This is a genomic window from Mycolicibacterium novocastrense, assembly GCF_001570485.1.
GTDB lineage: Bacteria > Actinomycetota > Actinomycetes > Mycobacteriales > Mycobacteriaceae > Mycobacterium > Mycobacterium novocastrense.
Window position 1 is genome coordinate 20,724 of sequence record NZ_BCTA01000004.1, and the last position, 20,745, is coordinate 41,468.

At 67.4% G+C, this 20,745-nt stretch carries 16 protein-coding genes; 11 read left to right on the forward strand and 5 right to left on the reverse strand.

Annotated elements, in window-relative coordinates:
• Positions 1-19 precede the first annotated feature (19 nt).
• The 6 genes from RMCN_RS02475 to RMCN_RS02500 all read left to right on the forward strand — a co-directional run bounded on the left by RMCN_RS02475 (position 20) and on the right by RMCN_RS02500 (position 5,708).
• Positions 20-544 (forward strand): general stress protein, encoded by a 525-nt coding sequence (locus tag RMCN_RS02475; protein ID WP_064413503.1) that lies wholly within the window; start codon positions 20-22, stop codon positions 542-544.
• A gap of 204 nt (positions 545-748) precedes the next feature.
• On the forward strand, positions 749-2,149 hold the full coding sequence (locus RMCN_RS02480) for an ABC transporter substrate-binding protein (protein WP_067387061.1): 1,401 nt from the start codon (positions 749-751) through the stop codon (positions 2,147-2,149).
• Complete coding sequence (locus RMCN_RS02485) at positions 2,146-3,075, forward strand: carbohydrate ABC transporter permease (protein ID WP_064413504.1); 930 nt, start codon at positions 2,146-2,148, stop codon at positions 3,073-3,075. Before RMCN_RS02480 ends, RMCN_RS02485 begins: the two co-directional genes overlap by 4 nt.
• Positions 3,075-3,911 carry a carbohydrate ABC transporter permease gene (locus tag RMCN_RS02490; protein ID WP_067387026.1) on the forward strand — a complete coding sequence of 279 codons (837 nt, stop codon included), beginning with the start codon at positions 3,075-3,077 and terminating at the stop codon, positions 3,909-3,911. Before RMCN_RS02485 ends, RMCN_RS02490 begins: the two co-directional genes overlap by 1 nt.
• Before the next feature lie 4 nt (positions 3,912-3,915).
• Positions 3,916-5,118: an ABC transporter ATP-binding protein gene (locus RMCN_RS02495; RefSeq protein WP_067387028.1), complete on the forward strand. Its 1,203-nt coding sequence runs from the start codon at positions 3,916-3,918 to the stop codon at positions 5,116-5,118.
• Complete coding sequence (locus RMCN_RS02500) at positions 5,115-5,708, forward strand: suppressor of fused domain protein (protein ID WP_067387030.1); 594 nt, start codon at positions 5,115-5,117, stop codon at positions 5,706-5,708. The genes RMCN_RS02495 and RMCN_RS02500 overlap by 4 nt, the downstream gene beginning before the upstream one ends.
• Positions 5,709-5,778: 70 nt before the next feature.
• On the opposite strand, the gene corA is transcribed toward RMCN_RS02500, so the two are convergent.
• Positions 5,779-6,882 (reverse strand): magnesium/cobalt transporter CorA, encoded by a 1,104-nt coding sequence (corA, locus tag RMCN_RS02505; RefSeq protein ID WP_067387032.1) that lies wholly within the window; start codon positions 6,880-6,882, stop codon positions 5,779-5,781.
• Between the two features lie 147 nt (positions 6,883-7,029).
• Between corA and RMCN_RS02510 the strand changes: the two genes are divergently transcribed.
• Genes RMCN_RS02510 through RMCN_RS02520 form a run of 3 tightly spaced genes read left to right on the forward strand, consistent with a single transcriptional unit; the run spans position 7,030 to position 10,114 of the window.
• Positions 7,030-8,019 (forward strand): malate dehydrogenase, encoded by a 990-nt coding sequence (locus RMCN_RS02510; protein WP_064413509.1) that lies wholly within the window; start codon positions 7,030-7,032, stop codon positions 8,017-8,019.
• A 49-nt stretch (positions 8,020-8,068) separates the two neighbouring features.
• A complete protein-coding gene (locus tag RMCN_RS02515; RefSeq protein ID WP_084377049.1) occupies positions 8,069-9,265 on the forward strand; it encodes an NAD(P)-dependent malic enzyme in 1,197 nt (398 codons plus the stop codon).
• A gap of 6 nt (positions 9,266-9,271) precedes the next feature.
• Entirely contained in the window at positions 9,272-10,114 is an 843-nt protein-coding gene (locus RMCN_RS02520; protein ID WP_067387036.1) for a glycine betaine ABC transporter substrate-binding protein, read from the forward strand.
• Between the two features lie 76 nt (positions 10,115-10,190).
• On the opposite strand, the gene RMCN_RS02525 is transcribed toward RMCN_RS02520, so the two are convergent.
• The 3 genes from RMCN_RS02525 to RMCN_RS02535 form a co-directional block, all read right to left on the reverse strand.
• Positions 10,191-11,021 (reverse strand): SDR family NAD(P)-dependent oxidoreductase, encoded by an 831-nt coding sequence (locus RMCN_RS02525; protein ID WP_067387038.1) that lies wholly within the window; start codon positions 11,019-11,021, stop codon positions 10,191-10,193.
• Positions 11,022-11,221: 200 nt separating this feature from the next.
• On the reverse strand, positions 11,222-15,001 hold the full coding sequence (locus RMCN_RS02530; RefSeq protein ID WP_234787539.1) for a multifunctional oxoglutarate decarboxylase/oxoglutarate dehydrogenase thiamine pyrophosphate-binding subunit/dihydrolipoyllysine-residue succinyltransferase subunit: 3,780 nt from the start codon (positions 14,999-15,001) through the stop codon (positions 11,222-11,224).
• A 195-nt stretch (positions 15,002-15,196) separates the two neighbouring features.
• Positions 15,197-15,949 carry a hypothetical protein gene (locus RMCN_RS02535; protein ID WP_064413514.1) on the reverse strand — a complete coding sequence of 251 codons (753 nt, stop codon included), beginning with the start codon at positions 15,947-15,949 and terminating at the stop codon, positions 15,197-15,199.
• Positions 15,950-16,090: 141 nt separating this feature from the next.
• On the opposite strand from RMCN_RS02535, the gene RMCN_RS02540 reads away from it, so the two are divergent.
• A complete protein-coding gene (locus RMCN_RS02540; protein WP_067387042.1) occupies positions 16,091-17,380 on the forward strand; it encodes a multidrug effflux MFS transporter in 1,290 nt (429 codons plus the stop codon).
• 85 nt (positions 17,381-17,465) lie between these two features.
• Entirely contained in the window at positions 17,466-19,388 is a 1,923-nt protein-coding gene (locus RMCN_RS02545) for an MFS transporter (protein WP_084377051.1), read from the forward strand.
• Positions 19,389-19,397: 9 nt separating this feature from the next.
• Here the strand turns inward: RMCN_RS02545 and RMCN_RS02550 are convergent, their stop codons facing one another.
• The gene (locus RMCN_RS02550; RefSeq protein ID WP_201028786.1) at positions 19,398-20,744 is read right to left on the reverse strand and encodes an FAD-binding oxidoreductase; all 1,347 of its coding nucleotides are present in this window, start codon (positions 20,742-20,744) and stop codon (positions 19,398-19,400) included.
• Position 20,745 lies beyond the last annotated feature (1 nt).

Below are 20,745 nucleotides of genomic sequence, written 5' to 3' on the forward strand. Positions count from 1 at the left end.
CAGAGGAGATAGAGGACCGATGACCAGCCCGTTTCAACCTGGAGCAAATCCCGGCGCAACGCCGGGTGGCCCAAATATGGGCCGCGGCCCCGCTGGTCTGCCCACGCCCCCGAAGGGGTGGCCCATCGGTTCGTACCCGACGTACGCCGAGGCGCAGCGCGCCGTGGACTACCTCTCAGACCAAGAATTTCCCGTCCAGCAGGTGACGATCGTCGGTGTCGACCTGATGCAGGTGGAGCGGGTCACCGGCCGGCTGTCGTGGCCCAAGGTGCTCGGCGGTGGTGTTCTGACGGGTGCATGGCTGGGCCTGTTCATCGGCTTGATTCTCGGGTTCTTCAGCCCCAACCCGTGGGCAGCACTGGCCACCGGCCTGATCGCCGGTGTGTTCTTCGGCCTCATCACGTCCGCGATCCCATATGCGATGGCACGCGGCACAAGAGATTTCAGTTCTACGCTGCAACTCGTGGCGGGACGCTACGACGTGCTGTGCGATCCGCAGAACGCCGAACGCGGACGGGATCTGCTGGCGCGCTTGACCATCTGACGCCCACCCCTTTTCGGCGAGGGTGCGGGTCTGCAGACGACACACCGCGCACAAAGCGGATGTTGCGCACGCTCGCGATTGCGTAACGGTGCGCGCCGCGCGCCGCCGAGGTGTTGCAAACCATACACTTGTGGCAATACGGTTTGCGCGCGGGAGATTCCCGACATTCGGCGCGGACGGAGGCGGGTGGTGCGCTTCGCCAGCATGCGCGGCCCACGGCGGATGGGCGCCGCGGCGATCGCTGCGCTGACGGCGGCGTCAACGCTGACGGCGTGTGGTTCCGACAGCGGCGGCATCGTCATCAACTACTACACGCCTGCCAACGAGGCGCAGACGTTCACGGCCGTCGCCGAGCGGTGTAACGAACAACTCGGCGGCCGCTTCACCATTCAGCAGATCAGCTTGCCGAAGAGCGCTGACGACCAACGGCTCCAGCTCGCGCGGCGGCTCACCGGAAACGACAGAAGCCTCGACGTCATGGCGCTCGACGTGGTGTGGACCGCCGAGTTCGCCGAAGCCGGTTGGGCGTTGCCGCTCTCCGATGATCCGGCGGGTCAAGCCGAGGCCGACGCGAGGGCCAACACGCTGCCGGGCCCACTGGAAACCGCTACGTGGCAGGGCCAGCTCTACGCCGCGCCGATCACCACCAACACCCAATTGCTCTGGTACCGAGCCGATCTGATACCGGAGCCACCATCGACTTGGGATGACATGGTGGCCGAGGCGACCCGGCTGCACGCCGCCGGTGAGCCGAGCTGGATTGCGGTACAAGGAAAGCAGTACGAAGGCTTGGTCGTCTGGTTCAACACCCTGCTGGAAAGCGCGGGCGGTCAGGTGCTTTCCGACGACGGCCAAACCGTCACGCTGACCGACACACCCGAACATCGCGCCGCCACCGTCAAGGCGCTGCAGATCATCAAGAGCGTCGCCACCGCACCTGGTGCGGACCCGTCGGTGACTCAGACCGACGAGACCACCGCACGGCTGGCGCTCGAACAGGGCAAAGCGGCGCTCGAGGTGAACTGGCCTTACGTGCTGCCGTCGCTGCTCGAGAACGCGATCAAGGGCGGGGTGTCGTTCCTGCCGCTGAACGAAGACCCGTCGCTGGCCGGCAGCATCAGCGACGTCGGAACGTTCTCGCCCAGCGATGAACAGTTCGAGACGGCCTTCGAGGCGAGCAGGAAGGTCCTGGGATTCGCCTCGTATCCGGGCGTTCGGCCGGGTGAGGCGGCGAGGGTCACCATCGGCGGCCTCAACCTCGCCGTGGCGAAGACGACGCAACACAAGGCCGAGGCGTTCGAAGCCATTCGATGCCTGCGCGACGTGGAGAACCAGCGGTACACCTCCGTCGAAGGTGGACTGCCCGCGGTGCGCACCTCGCTGTACAGCGATCCGGCATTCCAGGCGAAATACCCCCAGCACGAGCTCATCCGCCAACAACTCACCAACGCCGCGGTGCGTCCCGCCACGCCGCAGTACCAAGCGGTTTCCACCCGCATCTCCACGACGCTGGCTCCGATCACCGACATCGATCCCGAGCGCACCGCAGACGAACTCACCGAACAGGTGCAGAAGGCTATCGACGGTAAGGGGCTGATCCCGTGACGGCGCCACCGGCGGCCGCGACCGCGCCGGCACCGAGCGCGACCGGCAGCGACGACACCCGCTCGGAACGCAAGTTGGCCTTCCTGCTCATCGCGCCCGCGGTCGTATTGATGCTCGCGGTGACGGGCTACCCGATCGCCTACGCGGTGTGGCTGAGCCTGCAGCGCAACAACATGGCCGCGCCCGACGACACCGAGTTCATCGGGCTGGAGAACTACGTCACCATCCTCACCGACCAGTACTGGTGGACAGCCTTTTTCGTCACGCTCGGCATCACCGTCGTCTCGGTGGCCATCGAATTCGTCCTCGGCATGGCGCTGGCGCTGGTGATGCACCGCACCATCTTCGGCAAGGGCGTCGTACGAACGGCGATCCTCATCCCGTACGGAATCGTCACGGTCGCTGCGTCATACAGCTGGTACTACGCGTGGACGCCGGGCACGGGGTACCTGGCGAACCTGCTGCCCGAGGGCAGTGCCCCGCTGACCGAACAGCTTCCCTCTCTGGCGATCGTGGTGCTGGCCGAGGTGTGGAAGACGACGCCGTTCATGGCGCTGCTGCTGTTGGCCGGATTGGCGCTGGTGCCACAGGATCTGCTCAACGCCGCCCAGGTCGACGGTGCGGGCGCCTGGAAACGGCTGACCAGGGTGATCCTGCCGCTGATCAAGCCGGCGATCCTGGTGGCATTGCTGTTCCGCACCCTCGACGCGTTCCGGATCTTCGACAACATCTACATCCTCACCGGCGGGGCCAACAACACCGGTTCCGTGTCGATCCTGGGATACGACAACCTGTTCAAGGCATTCAACGTGGGTCTCGGCTCGGCGATCAGCGTGCTGATCTTCCTGTGCGTGGCGATCATCGCGTTCATCTACATCAAGATCTTCGGTGCCGCGGCGCCGGGGTCCGCCGAGGAGAATCGCTGATGGCTGAGCGCGTCGGTGCGTCACGGGTCACCGGTTGGACGGTCGTCAACGTGCTGGTCATCATCTACGCGCTCTTCCCGGTGCTGTGGATCCTGTCCCTGTCGCTCAAGCCGACGTCAAGTGTCAAGGACGGCAGGCTGATTCCCGCCGAGATCACCTTCGACAACTACAAGGCGATATTCCAGGGCAACATCTTCACCTCGGCGCTGATCAACTCGATCGGTATCGGCCTGATCACGACAGCGATCGCGGTGGTGATCGGTGGGATGGCCGCGTACGCGGTCGCGCGGCTGGACTTCCCGGGCAAGCGGCTGCTGATCGGAGTCGCCCTGCTGATCGCGATGTTCCCTCACATCTCGCTCGTCACACCGCTTTTCAACATCGAGCGCGCGGTCGGGCTGTTCGACACCTGGCCCGGCCTCATCATCCCGTACATCACCTTCGCGCTGCCGCTGGCGATCTACACGCTCTCGGCGTTCTTCCGCGAGATCCCCTGGGATCTGGAGAAGGCGGCCAAGATGGACGGTGCGACGCCTGCGCAGGCGTTCCGCAAGGTGATCGCCCCGCTCGCCGCGCCAGGCATCGTCACCGCCGCGATCCTGGTGTTCATCTTCGCGTGGAACGACCTGTTGTTGGCGTTGTCGCTGACCGCAACCGAACGCGCCATCACCGCGCCGGTGGCGATCGCGAACTTCACCGGCAGTTCACAATTCGAGGAACCGACCGGATCGATCGCGGCCGGCGCAATGGTCATCACCATCCCGATCATCATCTTTGTCCTCATCTTCCAACGACGGATCGTGGCCGGACTGACATCCGGTGCGGTGAAGGGGTAGTTCCATGGCCGAAATTGTGTTGGACCGGGTGACCAAGAGTTACCCCAACGGCGCGACGGCCGTCCACGAGTTGTCGATGACGATCGCCGACGGCGAGTTCATCATCCTCGTCGGCCCGTCGGGATGCGGAAAGTCGACCACGCTCAACATGATCGCGGGCCTGGAGGACATCACCTCGGGCGAACTGCGCATCGGTGGCGAGCGCGTCAACGAGAAGGCGCCCAAGGACCGCGACATCGCGATGGTCTTCCAGTCGTATGCGCTCTACCCGCACATGAGCGTTCGGCAGAACATCGCCTTCCCGCTCACGCTGGCCAAGCGGAAGAAGGACGAGATCGCCCGCAAGGTCGACGAAGCCGCGAGAATCCTTGATCTGAGCGAACTTCTGGACCGCAAACCGGGACAGTTGTCGGGCGGTCAGCGGCAACGCGTGGCGATGGGCCGCGCGATCGTACGTGATCCCAAGGCCTTCCTGATGGACGAGCCGCTGTCGAACCTCGACGCCAAGCTGCGTGTGCAGATGCGCGCCGAGATCGCCCGCCTGCAGGACAGACTCGGCACGACCACCGTCTACGTCACCCACGACCAGACCGAGGCCATGACGCTGGGTGACCGCGTGGTGGTGCTGCGCGCGGGGGTGGCCCAGCAGATCGGAACTCCCGAGGACCTCTACAACCGCCCGGCGAACCTGTTCGTCGCCGGCTTCATCGGCTCGCCGGCCATGAACTTCTTCTCCGCGACCATCACCGACGTCGGTGTGCGGTTACCGTTCGGCGAGGTGACCCTCACCCAGGAGAATTACGACCTGCTGGCCCGACGCAACGCACCGAAGAACGTGATCGTCGGAATCCGGCCCGAGCATTTCGAGGACGCCGCCGTGCTCGACGGGTATGCGCGCATTCGCGCACTGACCTTCGATGTGAAGGTGGACATGGTCGAGTCGCTGGGCGCCGACAAGTACCTCCACTTCAAAACCGAAGGCGCCGGCGCGCATTCAGCGCAGCTTGCCGAGCTGGCCGCGGAGTCAGGCGTCGGCGAAAACGAGTTCGTGGCAAGGGTTTCGGTCGATTCGACCGCCAAACAAGGCGACACGGTTCAGTTGGCGTTCGACACGTCGAAGCTGGTGGTGTTCGATCCCGAGACGGGCAACAACCTCAGCCTGCCCGACGCCGATTCACCCGCGCCACCGGCGCCAGCGGCCGAGTGATCGACGTCCCCGCGAAGGTCCGCACCCACCTGCGCGAGCACTTCGCCGCGCAGGGCATCGATTCCGAGCCCGACGAGGCCAGCGTCACCTTCCTGGGCACCGAGACCATCGACGTGCTGCGGTTCGGGCCCGACGCCGACGGGATTATGCACCATGTGTCGCTGGGCTGTTCGCGTCATCCGATGTTCGATCCGACCGAGATGGTGACCGACGTCGTACACGGTCCGCGTGCGGAGGTGATCGTCGCCTTGCGTGGGCCATCGCCGCGGGGGTTGCACCGGTCGATCGCGATCGTGGCCGCCGCGCCCGCGGTGGAAGGGCTCGTCCTGGCGCCCGATGCGTTGATCGACCTGGAGACACCGCTGTGGGAGTCCACACCGTTCACCGCGTTCCTGTTGAGCGACAGCGCGATCGGCGATGTGCCGTTGGCCGGCCCGCTGGAACCGGTGAAGGTCTTGGCCGCCACACCGATCACCGCCACCGAAGCCGCATGGGTGCGCCTCAAGGGCGCCGACGCGATGCGCGAGGCGTGGCAACAGGACGGCGTCGACGTGCTCGACCCGGCGCGCCCGGCGGCCAAACCGAGCTGAACTCCGCGCGAAATTCGGTTCCGGCAGCGAAATGTCGAGAAGGCGCCTGCGGAAATGCAATTTCGGGAGTTCAGAGCCAGTGGTTGCGCCGGAAGGCGCGAAACAGCAGACCGCAGACGACCACCATGAACAGCAGCACCGCGGGATAGCCCCATGTCACCGACAGCTCGGGCATGTGCTCGAAGTTCATACCGTAGATGCCGGCGATCGCCGTGGGCACCGCGGCGATCGCCACATAGGCCGAGATCTTGCGCATGTCGGTGTTCTGCTGCATGGCCACCTTGCCGACGGCCGCCTGCACGAGCGAGCTGAGCACCTCGTCGAAGCTGGCGATGCGATCGGACGCCTTGATGGCGTGGTCGAGCACATCGCCCATGTACCGCAGGATCTCGACGGAGATCAGGTCGCTGTGTTCGGAACCGAGACGTTGCAGGTCGGTGGCCAACGGGCCGACCGCACGGCGGAGTTCGACGATCTCGCGCTTGAGCAGATAGATGCACTCGATGTCGGTCCGGTTGGTCGGGGAGAAGACGTCCTCCTCCATCGCGTCGATGTCGGTTTCGATCGACTCGGTGACCTCGAGGTAGCCGTCGACGACGTGATCGGCGATCGCGTGCATCACCGCGTAGGGGCCGAGCTCCAGCAGGTGCGGCGAGGCCTCGAGGTGTTTGCGGACCCCGGCCAGCCCGCCGTGTTCACCGTGCCGGACGGTCACCACGAAGTCGGGTCCGACGAAGATCATGATCTCGCCGGTCTCGACGATCTCGCGCGCCTTCGCGATCGACTCGTGTTCGACGTAGGTGACAGTCTTGAGGACGAGGAACAAGGTGTCGTCGTAGCGTTCCAGCTTCGGCCGCTGGTGTGCGTGCACGGCGTCCTCGACGGCGAGCGCGTGCAGACCGAAAACATTCGCGACTGTCTGCATCTGGCGTTCGTCGGGTCCATGGAAGCCGATCCAGACGAAGGCGTTCCGGCCTTCGCGGCGCAGCTCTTCGACCTTGTTCTGGGCCGCGTCGTGGGTGAAGCTTCCGGGCAGTCGAGTGCCGTCGCAATAGACGCCGCAATCCACCGTCGCGTGTGCCACGGGCACGCGGACGGGGTCGGCGGCCACACCATCACGGCTGTTCTTCACGGTCGCACGTCCGGGTTGTCGGCCCGGACTGAACGACGGCATCGGCGCAGCCTTCCTGAACGACGTACGCCCGGTTTCGGGCCGTGGTCGATGCTACGCGGCTGGGCGCGTCGGCTGCCTGCTAGTTTCGTTCCCGACGCAATCCGCCCGCGGTGCGGGCCACGTACATCTGTCCAAGGAGCATCTGACGTGAGCACAACTCCCCTCAAGGTCGCAGTCACCGGTGCCGCCGGCCAGATCGGCTACAGCTTGCTGTTCCGCCTCGCGAGCGGATCACTGCTCGGCCCCGACCGGCCGGTCGAGCTGCGGCTCCTCGAGATCGAGCCGGCGCTCAAGGCCCTCGAGGGTGTGGTGATGGAGCTCGACGACTGCGCGTTCCCGCTTCTTGCCGGCGTGGAGATCGGCGCCGACGCGAACAAGATCTTCGACGGCGCCAACCTGGCGCTGCTCGTCGGCGCCCGCCCCCGCGGCCCGGGCATGGAGCGCAGCGACCTGCTCGAGGCCAACGGCGCGATCTTCACCGCCCAGGGCAAGGCGCTCAACGAGGTGGCCGCCGACGACGTGCGCATCGGGGTGACCGGCAACCCAGCCAACACCAACGCGCTGATCGCGATGTCCAACGCTCCCGACATCCCGCGCGAGCGGTTCTCGGCGCTGACCCGCCTCGACCACAACCGGGCGATCAGCCAGCTGGCCCGCAAGACCGGCGCCAAGGTCACCGACATCAAGAAGATGACGATCTGGGGCAACCACTCGGCCACCCAGTACCCGGACATCTTCCACGCCGAGGTCGGCGGCAAGAACGCCGCCGAGGTGGTCAACGACCAGAACTGGATCGAGAACGACTTCATCCCGACCGTCGCCAAGCGTGGTGCGGCCATCATCGACGCCCGCGGTGCCTCCTCGGCGGCGTCGGCCGCCTCGGCGACCGTCGACGCCGCCCGGGACTGGCTGCTGGGCACCCCGGCGAACGACTGGGTGTCGATGGCGGTGTACTCCGACGGTTCCTACGGTGTGCCCGAGGGCCTGATCTCGTCGTTCCCGGTGACGACGAAGGACGGCAACTGGTCGATCGTGCAGGGGCTGGACATCGACGACTTCTCCCGCAGCCGCATCGACAAGACGACGGCCGAGCTCGCCGACGAGCGCAAAGCGGTCACGGACCTCGGCCTGATTTGAGCCGGCCGGCGATTAGGTTACCTACCAGTTCGTCGTTAACCTGGGCGCCGTGTCGCAAGCGGTAAGAGACCTTCCATTGACCGGATCCAATATCGTCCTCAGCGATGAGGAGATCTTCGCGGCCCACGTGGGCGGCAAGCTCTCGGTAGCGCTGAACGCGGCCCTCGACACCGAGCGGGCGTTGTCCGTCGCCTACACCCCGGGCGTGGCCCAGGTCAGCCGTGCCATCGCCGCCGACCACACGCTGGCCGCCCGCTACACGTGGGCGAGCCGCATGGTCGCGGTGGTCAGCGACGGCAGCGCGGTGCTGGGGCTGGGAGACATCGGGCCGGCGGCATCGCTGCCGGTGATGGAGGGCAAGAGCGCGCTGTTCAAGGCGTTCGCCGACCTGGACTCGATCCCGATCGTGCTCGACACCAAGGACACCGACGAGATCGTCGAGACCCTGGTGCGGCTGCGCCCGACATTCGGGGCCGTCAACCTCGAGGACATCTCGGCACCGCGGTGCTTCGAGATCGAGCGGCGCCTGGTCGAGGCGCTGGACTGCCCGGTCATGCACGACGATCAGCACGGCACCGCGATCGTCGTGCTGGCCGCCCTGCTGGGCGCGGCCAAGGTCGTCGACCGCGAGATCGGATCGCTGCGGGTCGTCGTCTCCGGCTGCGGTGCGGCCGGCATCGCGTGCGCGAAGATCCTGATGGCAGCCGGTGTCAGCGACATCACGCTGCTCGACTCGCAGGGCATCGTGCACAAGGGCCGGGAGAACCTCAACTCCTACAAGGCCGATATGGCCGAGTCGACCAATCCGCGCGGGCTGACCGGCGGCATAGCCGAGGCGCTCGACGGTGCCGACGTGTTCCTCGGGCTGTCCGCGGGCGTCGTGCCCGCCGACCTGATCGCCTCGATGGCGCCCGGCTCGATCGTGTTCGCGCTGTCGAACCCGGATCCGGAGATCCATCCCGACGACGCCAGCAGGTACGCGGCTGTCGTCGCCACCGGGCGCAGCGACTTCCCGAACCAGATCAACAACGTGCTCGCGTTCCCGGGCGTGTTCCGCGGCGCGCTCGACGCGGGCGCGCGCCGCATCACCGAGCGGATGAAGGTGGCGGCCGCCGAGGCAATCTTCTCGGTGGTCGGGGACGACCTGGCAGCCGACCGCATCGTGCCCAGCGTGCTGGACCCCCGCGTCGCACCCGCCGTCGCGCAGGCGGTCGCCAGTGCCTCCCGCGACACGTCGGGCGGCTAGTCACCAGTGAGCCGGCGGCTGGCGCTGGCGCTCGTCGCGGTGATCGTGGCGGGCACCGCGGCGTGCGGCGGGGACACCGAACGGCCGTCGATAGCCGTCGGCGCCACAGCCGATCCCGAGTCGACGTTGATCGCCCACCTCTACGCCGCGGCGCTGCGCTCGTACGGCAGCCCCGCCCACGTCAAGATCGAGGACGACCCGCTGACCGGGCTGGACTCCGGCGTCGTCCGCGTCGTCCCGGGATTCACCGGACGGTTGCTGCACAGGTTCAATCCCGAGTCGGCGGCACGCGCGCCGACGCAGGTGTATCGGGAGATGGTCTCCGCACTGCCCGAGGGTGTCGCCGCGGGGGACTACACCACGTCGGCGGAGGACAAACCGGCGCTCGCGGTGACCGAGACGACCGCCGAGAAGTGGGGCGGGCGCGACGTCACCGCCGCGGTGCGCAACTGCGACCGGCTGGCCATCGCCGCGGTCACCGATGCACCGCGACCGGCGACGATCGGCACGTGCGAACCCAAGGTGAGCGAATTCCCCGACAGCCAAGCGGCTTTCGACGCCGTGCGCGCCGGCCGGTTTCCCGCCGCGTGGACGACGACCGCGGCCCCAGACGTCCCGCCCGAACTGCTGATGCTGTCGGACCGAACCTCGCTGATCCGCGCCGAGAACGTGGTGCCGCTGTCTCGCCGCAACGAGCTCAACGAGTCACAGGTGCTCGCGCTCAACGAGGTCGCCGGTGTGCTGGACACCGCGGCGCTGGCCGAGATGCGCGCCGAGGTCGCCGACGGCGCTGATCCAGGTCACGTGGCCGACGCGTTCCTGGCCGAACACCCCCTGGGCGACTCCTAGCGTCATCGCCGAAACTGAAGATACTCGTCACGAAATCGCAGAACTTCGCACAAAGCTTCAGTTTCGGCGCGGGCGATCAGTGCGCGTTGGGCACCATGCGCTTCATCACCGTCAAGAACAGTCGCTGATAGCCCGAACCGGTGAGCCGCACGATCGCGTCGAGGATCTTCGCGTCGGCCCCGACGAGCACCCGCGCCCGGTTCTTGCGGACGCCGTCGAGGATGATCTTCGCGGCCTCCTCGGGCGTGGTCCGCGTCAGCCTGGTGTCGAACGTCTTGGTCAGGCCTTCGCGGTCGACGCCCTCGGCGGCCGTCGAATTGCGCATGATCGCCGTCTTGATCCCGCCGGGGTGGATGGTGGTGACCTTGACCGGGTGGCCGGCGGCCTGCATCTCCTGGCGCAGCGCCTCGGTGAACCCGCGGACCGCGAACTTGGCCGAGTTGTATGCCGACTGGCCGGGAACCGAGAAGATGCCGAACAGGCTCGACACGTTGACGACGTGCCCGTCGCCCGAGGCGATCAGGTGCGGCAGGAACGCTTTCGTGCCGTTGACGACGCCCCAGAAGTCGACGTCCATCACCCGCTCGATGTCCTTGTACGGGGTCACCTCGACATCGCCGACATACGCGATGCCGGCGTTGTTGTAAATCTGGTTGACCTTGCCGAAGTGCTCGACGACCGCGTCGGCGTACAGCTCGAAGGCCTCACGCTCGGTGACGTCGAGGCGGTCGGTCTTCACCGGCGCACCGATCGCCTTCAGCCGCTCCTCGGTGGCCGCCAGGCCCTCGGCGTCGACGTCGCTGATCGCCACACTCGCACCCGACTTGGCCAGCTCGATCGCCAGCGCCTGTCCGATACCCGACCCGGCACCGGTCACCACGGCGACTTTTCCGGCGAAGCCCTGCATAACCACTCCCTCGTGTTGTAGCCGTCAAGAGGTTAGCCGGAACCGCCGGTCCGTCCACTAACGGGTTGATCTCACTTACCCGGTGCGGGCAATCAACCGCTTAAGGCCCCGCCGAGCGAACTGCTCAGGCCTCGCCGAGCGAACTGCTCAGGCGAACGCCTCGCGCCGGTTGTCGTCTCCTCGGCGTCCGCCTTCGTGCCTCAGGCGAACGCCTCGTCGATGATCTCCTGCTGCTCGACGGCGTGCACCTTCGACGAGCCCGACGACGGCGCCGACATGGCCCGCCGCGAGACCCGCGTGATCCCCGTCAGCTTCTCCGGCAGGACCTCGGGCAACGTCAGCCCGAACGTCGGCCACGGACCCTGGTTCGCCGGTTCCTCCTGCACCCAGAAGTACTGCTCGACGTTGGGATAGCGGTCCAGTGTCTCGGCCAGCCGGCGCCGCGGCAGCGGAGCGAGCTGCTCGACGCGCACGATCGCCACGTCGTCGCGCTGATCCTTGTTCTTGCGGGCGGCCAGCTCGTAGTAGAGCTTGCCGCTGCACAACAGCATCCGCTTGGCCTGGCTGCGATCCCCGTCGCCGTCGGTGTAGGTCGGCTCCTCGAGCACCGAGCGGAACTTCTGCTCGGTGAAGTCGCGAATGTCGCTGACGGCGGCCTTGTTTCGCAGCATCGACTTCGGCGTGAACACGATGAGCGGCCGGTGAATGCCGTCCAGGGCGTGACGCCGCAGCAGGTGGAAGTAGTTCGCCGGCGTGGACGGCATCGCGATCGTCATCGACCCCTCGGCCCACAACAGCAGGAACCGTTCGATGCGTCCGGACGTGTGGTCGGGGCCCTGACCCTCATGCCCGTGCGGCAGCAGCAGCACGACGTCCGAGCGCTGGCCCCACTTGGCCTCACCGGAGCTGATGAACTCGTCGATGATCGACTGTGCACCGTTGATGAAGTCGCCGAACTGCGCCTCCCACAACACCAGCGCATCGGGGTTGCCGACGGAGTAGCCGTACTCGAAGCCGACGGCCGCGAACTCCGACAGCGGGGAGTCGTAGACCATGAACCTGCCGCCGGTCGGGTTGCCGTCCTTGTCGACGGTCAACAGATCCAGCGGGGTGAACTCCTGACCCGTCTTGCGGTCGATGATCACCGAATGGCGCTGGGTGAACGTGCCGCGGCGGGTGTCCTGCCCGGACAGCCGCACTGTCTTGCCCTCGGCGATCAGCGAGCCGAGCGCGAGCAGCTCGGCGAACGCCCAGTCCACCTTGCCCTCGTAGGCCATCTCGCGGCGCTTCTCCAGCACCGGCTTGACCCGCGGGTGCACGTTGAAGCCCTCGGGCACCGACAGATGCGCATCGCCGATCCGCGCCAGCAGCGACTTGTCGACCGCGGTGTTCGTGCCGGCGGGCACCATCTGATCGGCTTCCACCGAGGCGCTCGGTTCGATCTCGTGTTTCTCGAGTTCGCGCACCTCGTTGAAGACCCGTTCCAGCTGGCCCTGGTAGTCACGCAGCGCGTCCTCGGCCTCTTTCATCGAGATGTCGCCGCGGCCGATCAGCGCTTCGGTGTAGCTCTTGCGCACACCGCGTTTGACGTCGATCGCGTCGTACATGCTCGGCTGCGTCATCGACGGGTCGTCACCTTCGTTGTGCCCGCGGCGGCGATAGCACAGCATGTCGATGACGACGTCCTTGTGGAACTTCTGCCGGAAGTCGACCGCGAGCCGGGCCACCCAGGCCGCGGCCTCGGGGTCGTCGCCGTTGACGTGGAAGATCGGCGCACCGACCATCTTGGCGACATCGGTGCAGTACTCCGAGGACTTGGCATCCGAAGGCGATGTGGTGAAACCGATCTGGTTGTTGACGATGATGTGGATCGTCCCGCCGACGCGATATCCCCGCAGTAGCGCCAGGTTCAGCGTCTCGGCGACCACGCCCTGGCCGGCGAACGCCGCGTCACCGTGCAGCATCAGTGGCACGACGCTGAACGCCCCGGCGCCCTCACCGTCGCCGTCACCCTTGTCGATGATGTCCTGCTTGGCGCGCACCAGGCCCTCCAGGACCGGGTCGACGGCCTCGAGGTGCGACGGGTTGGCCACCAGCGAGACGTCGATGTCGTTGTCGCCGAACATCTGGATGAACTTGCCCGACGCGCCCAGGTGGTACTTCACATCGCCGGAGCCGTGCGCCTGAGACGGATTCAGATTCCCCTCGAACTCGGAGAAGATCTGCGAGTACGGCTTGCCGACGATGTTGGCCAGCACGTTGAGCCGGCCGCGGTGCGGCATGGCGATGACGACCTCGTCGAGGGCATGCTCGGCGCACTGGTCGATCACCGCATCCATGGTCGGGATGACCGTCTCCGCGCCCTCCAGCGAAAAACGTTTCTGGCCAACGTATTTCGTCTGCAGGAACGTCTCGAACGCCTCGGCCGCGTTGAGCTTGCTCAGGATGTACTTCTGTTCGGCGACCGTCGGCTTCTCGTGCTTCTTCTCGATGCGCTCCTGCAGCCACTGCTGCTGCTCGGGCTCGAGGATGTGGGTGTACTCGACGCCGATGTGGCGGCAGTAGGAGTCGCGCAGCAGTCCGAGCACATCGCGCAGCTTCTTCTCGTCCGCGCCGGCGAACCCGTTGACCTTGAACTCGCGGTCGAGGTCCCACAGCGTCAGCCCGTGGGTGAGGATGTCCAGGTCGGGGTGGCTGCGGAAGCGGTTCTTGTCCAGCCGCAGCGGATCGATGTCGGCCATCAGGTGGCCGCGGTTGCGGTAGTCCGAGATCAGCTCGATGACGCGGGCGTTCTTGTCCTCGACCGGGTCGGGGTTGTCGGTCCGCCAGCGCACCGGCTCGTACGGGATGTGCAGTTCGCGGAAGATCTCGTCGAAGAAGTCGTCGTCGAGCAGCAGTTCGTGAATGGTGCGCAGGAAGTCGCCGGATTCGGCGCCCTGGATGATGCGGTGGTCGTAGGTCGACGTCAGCGTGACCAGCTTCCCGATGCCCAGTTGCGCGATGCGTTCCTCGCTGGCGCCCTGGAACTCGGCGGGGTACTCCATCGCGCCGACGCCGAGGATCGTGCCCTGGCCGCGCATCAGCCGCGGCACCGAGTGCACGGTGCCGATGGTGCCCGGATTGGTCAGCGAGATCGTCACACCGGAGAAGTCGTCCATGGTCAGCTTGCCGTCGCGGGCCCGCCGCACGATGTCCTCGTAGGCGGCCACGAACTGGCCGAAGCCCATCGTGTCGGCCTTCTTGATCGCGGCCACCACCAGTTGCCGGTCGCCGTCCTTGCGTTGCAGGTCGATGGCCAGGCCCAGGTTGGTGTGCGGCGGGGTGACCACGTTGGGTTTGCCGTCGATCTCGTCGAAGTACCGGTTCATACCCGGGAACTTCTTGACCGCCTGCACGAGCGCATACCCGATGAGGTGGGTGAACGAGATCTTCCCGCCGCGGGTCCGTTTGAGGTGGTTGTTGATGACGATCCGGTTGTCGATCATCAACTTGGCCGGGACCGCGCGAACACTGGTCGCGGTCGGCACCTCCAGCGACGCCGCCATGTTCTTCACGACGGCCGCGGCCGCGCCGCGCAGCACCTGAGTCTCGTCGTCGCCGCCAGAGTCCTTGTCCTCGGCGTCCTTGTCCTTGGTCTTGGCCTTGGCGGACTCCTTGGTCTCCGATTTCTTGGCCGACTCCTTCGCGGGCTCCTTGGGCTTGGCGGGAGCCTTGGCCGGAGCCTTGGCCGGCGCCGACGACTTCGACGCCTTGCTCTCCTTGGCTGAGGTCTCCTTGGCGGGCCGGGCGGCACCGTTGCTGTCGGACCGCTCGGGCGCGGGCGCGGGGGCGGGCTCCGGCGGGCTCACCGGCCCGGCGGTGCGCTGGCCGTTCCCGCTGCGGCCCTGACTCTCTGAGGTCGGCTCAGGGGAGTAGTCGACAAGGAATTCATGCCAACTGGAATCTACCGACGAGGGATCCTCGCGGAACTTGCGATACATCTCCTCGACCAACCACTCGTTCTGTCCGAATGGTGAAGGTGAGCTCACGGTAGCTACTCGCCTCGATTCTTCGCTTCACGCGAGCGCATCTGAACGCTCGCCAGGTTCTGTACGGATTACCCGCATTCCGCCGACTAAAGGCTAGCGCCGAAGCATCGGCCAGACCACGACAACGACCTTCCCGGGCACGCGCCGTCAGTCCTTGGGCGCGGGCAGCACGTGCAGCACGGTCGGCCACCGCGGTGGCGGGGTGCCGAACGCGCTGCGCGCGTTGCTGATGATTCGCTTGCCCATCAGGCGGTTCCCGACACCGCCGACGACCGCGCCGACGCCGACCGGCAACGTCTTGCCGAACGCGAGCGCGCCCCGCTTGAGGGTGTAGCGCTTCACGAAATACCTCAGCAGCCGCGAATTCAGTTGCGACAGCGCGGGCAGCGGCAGGGTGGCCGCCCCGTCGGCGACCCAGGCGCCCCGAGTGCGGCCCCTGCCCATCAGGTCGGCGATCGCACGCTTACTGTCCTCGCCGACCAACACGGCCAGCACCAGCGCGCGACGCCGCTCCTGATGCTCGGCCGGAATTCCGTGCACCTCGGCCACGGCCAACACGTACAACGCCGTCGCCTCCAGGAAGACGACCGTCTCACCGGCCACCGACGCCATCGCGGTCAGCGTCCCGATACCGGGAAACGCCGCGGCCGATCCGACGGCGGCGCCGCTGGCCATCACCGCGCTCAGGTAGCGCTTCTCGAGTTTGGTGATCACATCGGCCGGCGTCGCGTGCGGGTCCTGTTCGCGCAGCCGGTCGACGTAGGCCTTGACCGCGGGAGCCTGCACGCGCGACCCGCGCTCGATGATGCGGGAGAGCGCCTTGGCGGCGACGCTCGGATCCTCGGCGGAGCCTTCGCTGACCGCCGGTGACTGGCTCTTGGCCTTCGACCGGGCACTCATGGGGCCTCCTGTCCGAACGACTCGTTTCAGGCTATCGCTTCGGCCAACGAACGACGGCGGCGGTGAGTGCCCCGGCCGTGATCGCGCTCACCTTCGGCCGGACCGGGAAGAAAATAATGAGAAGCGACGCTAACCATTCCCATGGCACCATCAACCGCTGTGGATCCGACGACTGCCCCGACCCCGTTCCAGGAGGGCACGACTCCGAGCCGCATCCGGATGATCGTCGTACTGGGTGTCATGGTGGCCTTGGGCCCGCTGACCATCGACATGTACCTGCCCGCGTTGCCGAGGATCGCCGAGGAGCTCGGGGTGTCCTCGTCGATCGCGCAGCTGACGTTGACCGGGACACTGGCCGGGCTGGCGCTCGGTCAGCTGGTCGTCGGGCCGCTCTCCGATTCACTGGGCCGCCGCCGGCCGCTGATCGCCGGAATCGTGCTGCACATGGTCGCCTCGCTGATGTGCATGTTCGCCTCCAACATCGAGGTGCTCGGGTTGGCTCGGGCGCTACAGGGGATGGGTGCCGCAGCGGCCTCGGTGGTGGCGGTCGCCGTCGTCGGCGATCTGTTCACCGGGTCGGTGGCCGCCACGGTGATGTCACGGCTGATGCTGGTGCTCGGCGTCGCGCCCGTGCTGGCTCCGTCGCTGGGCGCAGCGGTGCTGCTGAAGGCCTCCTGGCACTGGGTGTTCGCCGCGCTGGTGCTGATGGCGGGGGTGTTGCTGGTGGTTGCGGCGACGGCCCTGCCCGAGACGCTGCCCGTCGCACATCGCCGCCCGCTGAAGGTGCGCGGCATCGCCGCGACGTACCTGGAGTTGCTGCGCGATACCAGGTTCGTGGTGTTGGTTCTGGTCGCGGCGCTGGGCATGTCGGGGCTGTTCGCCTACATCTCGGCCGCGCCGTTCGTCCTGCAGGGTCGCTACGGTCTGGATCAGCAGGCCTTCGCGCTGGTCTTCGCCGCCGGTGCGATCGCACTGATCGGGGCCACGCAGTTCAACGTCGTGCTACTGCGCCGGTTGCGGCCGCAGACCATCGTGTTGTGGGCCCTGACCGTGGCCTCGCTCGGCGGTGCGGTCTTCGTCGGGATCACGGTCGCCGACGTCGGCGGGGTGGCCGGATTCGTCGTCCCGGTATGGATCGTCCTGGCGGCCGTCGGCTTCGTCATACCGAACGCGCCGGCGCTGGCGCTGACCCGGCACCCCGACGCCGCGGGCACCGCGGCGGCTCTGCTCGGTGCCGCGCAGTTCGGTCTGGGTGCCGCGATCGCCCCGCTGGTCGGTGCGCTCGGCAACGACGAGTTCGCTCTGGCCGCGGTGATGACGGTGGGTATGGTGATCGCGTTGCTCGCGCTCATGGCCGTCGGTGTGGCGGCCGAACGCGCGGACGACTCCGAACGCGATGTCACCGCCGACGTCGTGCCCGAGCCGGCCTGACGCTTCGCAGCGCGTGGTCCCGCCTTGTCGGGATCGACCACGCTCCGTAGCGTCGGCAGCATCGCCGAGTGCTAGTCGACCCAGAATGTTGTCAACCCTCTTCACCAGGCAGAACGCCTCAACGAACCCGTGGCATGCGCTGTGGGCGATGATGGTCGGCTTCTTCATGATCTTGGTGGACGCGACGATCGTCGCCGTCGCCAACCCGTCGATCATGGCCAGGTTCGGCGCCAGCTACGACGCCGTCCTGTGGGTCACCAGCGCCTACCTGCTCGCATACGCGGTGCCGTTGCTGGTCGCGGGCCGCCTCGGCGACCGGTTCGGCCCGAAGAACCTCTACCTTCTGGGCCTGACGGTGTTCACCGTCGCCTCGCTGTGGTGCGGGCTGTCCGACACGATCGGGATGCTGATCGCCGCGCGGGTCGTGCAGGGCGTGGGCGCGGCGCTGCTGACGCCGCAGACGCTGTCCACGGTCACCCGCATCTTCCCCGCCGAGCGGCGCGGCATGGCGATGAGCGTCTGGGGCGCGACGGCCGGCGTCGCGACGCTGGTCGGTCCGTTGGCCGGCGGGATCCTGGTCGACGCCCTCGGGTGGCAGTGGATCTTCTTCGTCAACGTGCCGATCGGCGTGGTGGGCGTGGCGTTGGCGCTGCGGCTGGTGCCCGAACTGCCGAGGCAGCGGCAGCGGCTCGATGTGCCGGGGGTGATCCTGTCCGCGGTCGGGCTGTTCCTCATCGTGTTCGCCCTGCAGGAGGGGCAGGCCAACCGGTGGACCCACTGGGTCTGGGGTCTGATGGCGCTGGGCACCGGGGTGGTGGCCGCGTTCCTGTTCTGGCAGGCGGCCAACCGCAACGACCCGCTGCTGCCGCTGGAGATCTTCCGCGACCGCGACTTCTCGCTGTCGACGTTCGGTGTCGCGACGATCGGATTCGTCGTGACCGGAATGATCGTGCCGGTCATGTTCTACGCACAGGCGGTGTGCGGGTTGTCGCCGACGCAGTCGGCACTGCTGACCGCGCCGATGGCAATCGCCACCGGTGTGCTCGCGCCCGTCGTCGGACGGATCGTCGACCGGTGGCACCCGCGCCCGGTGGTCGGGTTCGGGTTCTCCGTCCTGGCGATCGCGATGACCTGGCTGTCACTGGAGATGACGCCCGCCACTCCGATCTGGCGGCTGGTGTTGCCGCTGACCGCTACGGGGATCGGCATGGCGTTCATCTGGTCCCCGCTGGCCGCGACCGCGACCCGCAACCTGCCGCCGCGGTTGGCGGGGGCGGGTTCGGGTGTCTACAACACCACCCGCCAGGTCGGGGCGGTGCTGGGCAGCGCCAGCATGGCGGCGTTCATGGCGTGGCAGGTCAACTCCGAGATGCCGTCGTGGGCTTCCGATCCGGCCCAGGGGGGTGATGCGGGTGCGACGCAGTTGCCGTCGTTCCTGCACACGCCGTTCGCGGCCGCCATGTCGCAAGCGTTGCTGTTGCCGGCATTCGTCGCACTGTTCGGTGTCCTGGCCGCGATGTTCCTGCTCGGCTACCCGCGTCGCCCGCTCGAGCACGCCGCCACCGTCGCACCCGACGACGACGAGCCGTTCGTCGACGACGATGACGACTACGTCGAGTACACCATCGACTGGAACGACGGCGCCGCGTCGTGGGTGCGTGCCGAGCGCGAGCCGGCGACCGAGCCGCTGTCCGCGCGTGAGGAGCGCCCCACCGAGCAGGCCGACGACTCGTGGCGCGCCATACTCGACCAACTGCTCGCCGACATTCCGCCGGCACCACCGGCCAAACCCGCCAACGATCCGATCGGATTGTCGCACAACGGATTACACGTCGACACCGAGCAGCGGCTCACGTGGCTGGACTCACCGCGGCCCGATGACGGGGCCTATCCGCACAATGGGGACCGCGACCACCCCGACCACCCCGACCACCCCGACCGCCACGAGCGGTCGAACCCGGGGCGGTTCGGTTCCAGTGGCAGGCATGCGCGCGACGACCACGACTGACGACGGAAGCTAGTCGAACAGCACCGCGGGATTGAGGTAGCCGGCCGGGTCGAAGGCCGCCTTCACTGTTCGCATGGCCGCGATGTCGGCGTCGGTGCGCGACATTCCGAGGTACGGGCGTTTGCGGGTGCCGACGCCGTGCTCGCTGCTGACGTTGCCGCCCAGGCGGGCGATGAGGTCCATCATCGCTTCGTACAGGGCGCGTTCGGCGTGGCTGTCCAGCGTGCACCGCACGAGGTTCAGGTGCAGGTTGCCCTCGCCCACATGACCGAACAGCACCGGGATTGCCTCGGGCGCATGGTCGGCGACGAGTTGGGCGGCATCTGCGGCGAACTGTGCAATGGCCGAAAGCGGGAGCGAGACATCGAATTTCAGCGGCGGGCCGTACACGCCGAGCACTTCGGCGACGGCCTCGCGCACCTGCCAGAGTCGCTGCTGTGCGGCGGTGTCGACGCCGACGGCGGGTTCGCCGCACAGGTCCGCGCCCTCGATTGCCTCGGCCAGCCGGTCGGTCTGGTCGGTGTCGCCCGCCAGTTCGATCAGCAGTTGCCAGGCGCCGTCGACGGGCGCGGGCACCCCGGCGTGCTCGGCGGTCAACGCGCTGGCACGCGCGTCGATCAACTCCAGCGCGGCGATACCGTCCAGGTCGCGGAAGGTCCGCCCGGCGGTCACGAGCGCATCGAGGTCGGCGAACCCGCAGATCGCGGTCACCCGGTGAGGCGGTGTGGGGTGCAGCCTGAGATCGAGCGCGGTGATGACGCCCAAAGTGCCTTCCGCGCCGACGAACAGCGACGCCAGGTCGTAGCCGGTGTTGTCCATCCGCACCCGGCTGTGCCGGTGCACGACCGAACCGTCGGGCAGCGCGACGTTCAAGCCGATCACCTGCTCGCCCATGTTGCCGTAGCGGACGGTGCGCAGTCCGCCGGCGTTCGTCGACGCCATGCCCCCGACGGTCGCGGTGTCGCGCGCGGCGAGGTCGACGCCGAACACCAGCCCCGCCCCGCCGGCCGCCCGCTGCACTTCGGCCAGAGTGACCCCGGCGCCCACCGAGATTCGGCGTTCGGTGACGTCGACGTCGCCGATGTCGCGCAGCCGCTCGGTGGACAGCAGCACGTCGTCGTGTTCGGGAACGGTGCCGGCCACCAGCGATGTCCGTCCACCCTGCACGGTGACGTACGCCTCGGCGTCGCGGCATGCCCGCAGCACCGAAGCGACCTCGTCGGCCGACCGCGGTCGCACCAGGGCGCTGGCCCGGCCTCGGTACCGCCCGGTGTGGTCGACGGCCCGGGCGGCGAGCACGTCGGGATCGGTGCTGACGTAGCCGTTCCCGACGATCTCGGTCAGCCGGTCGGTCAAG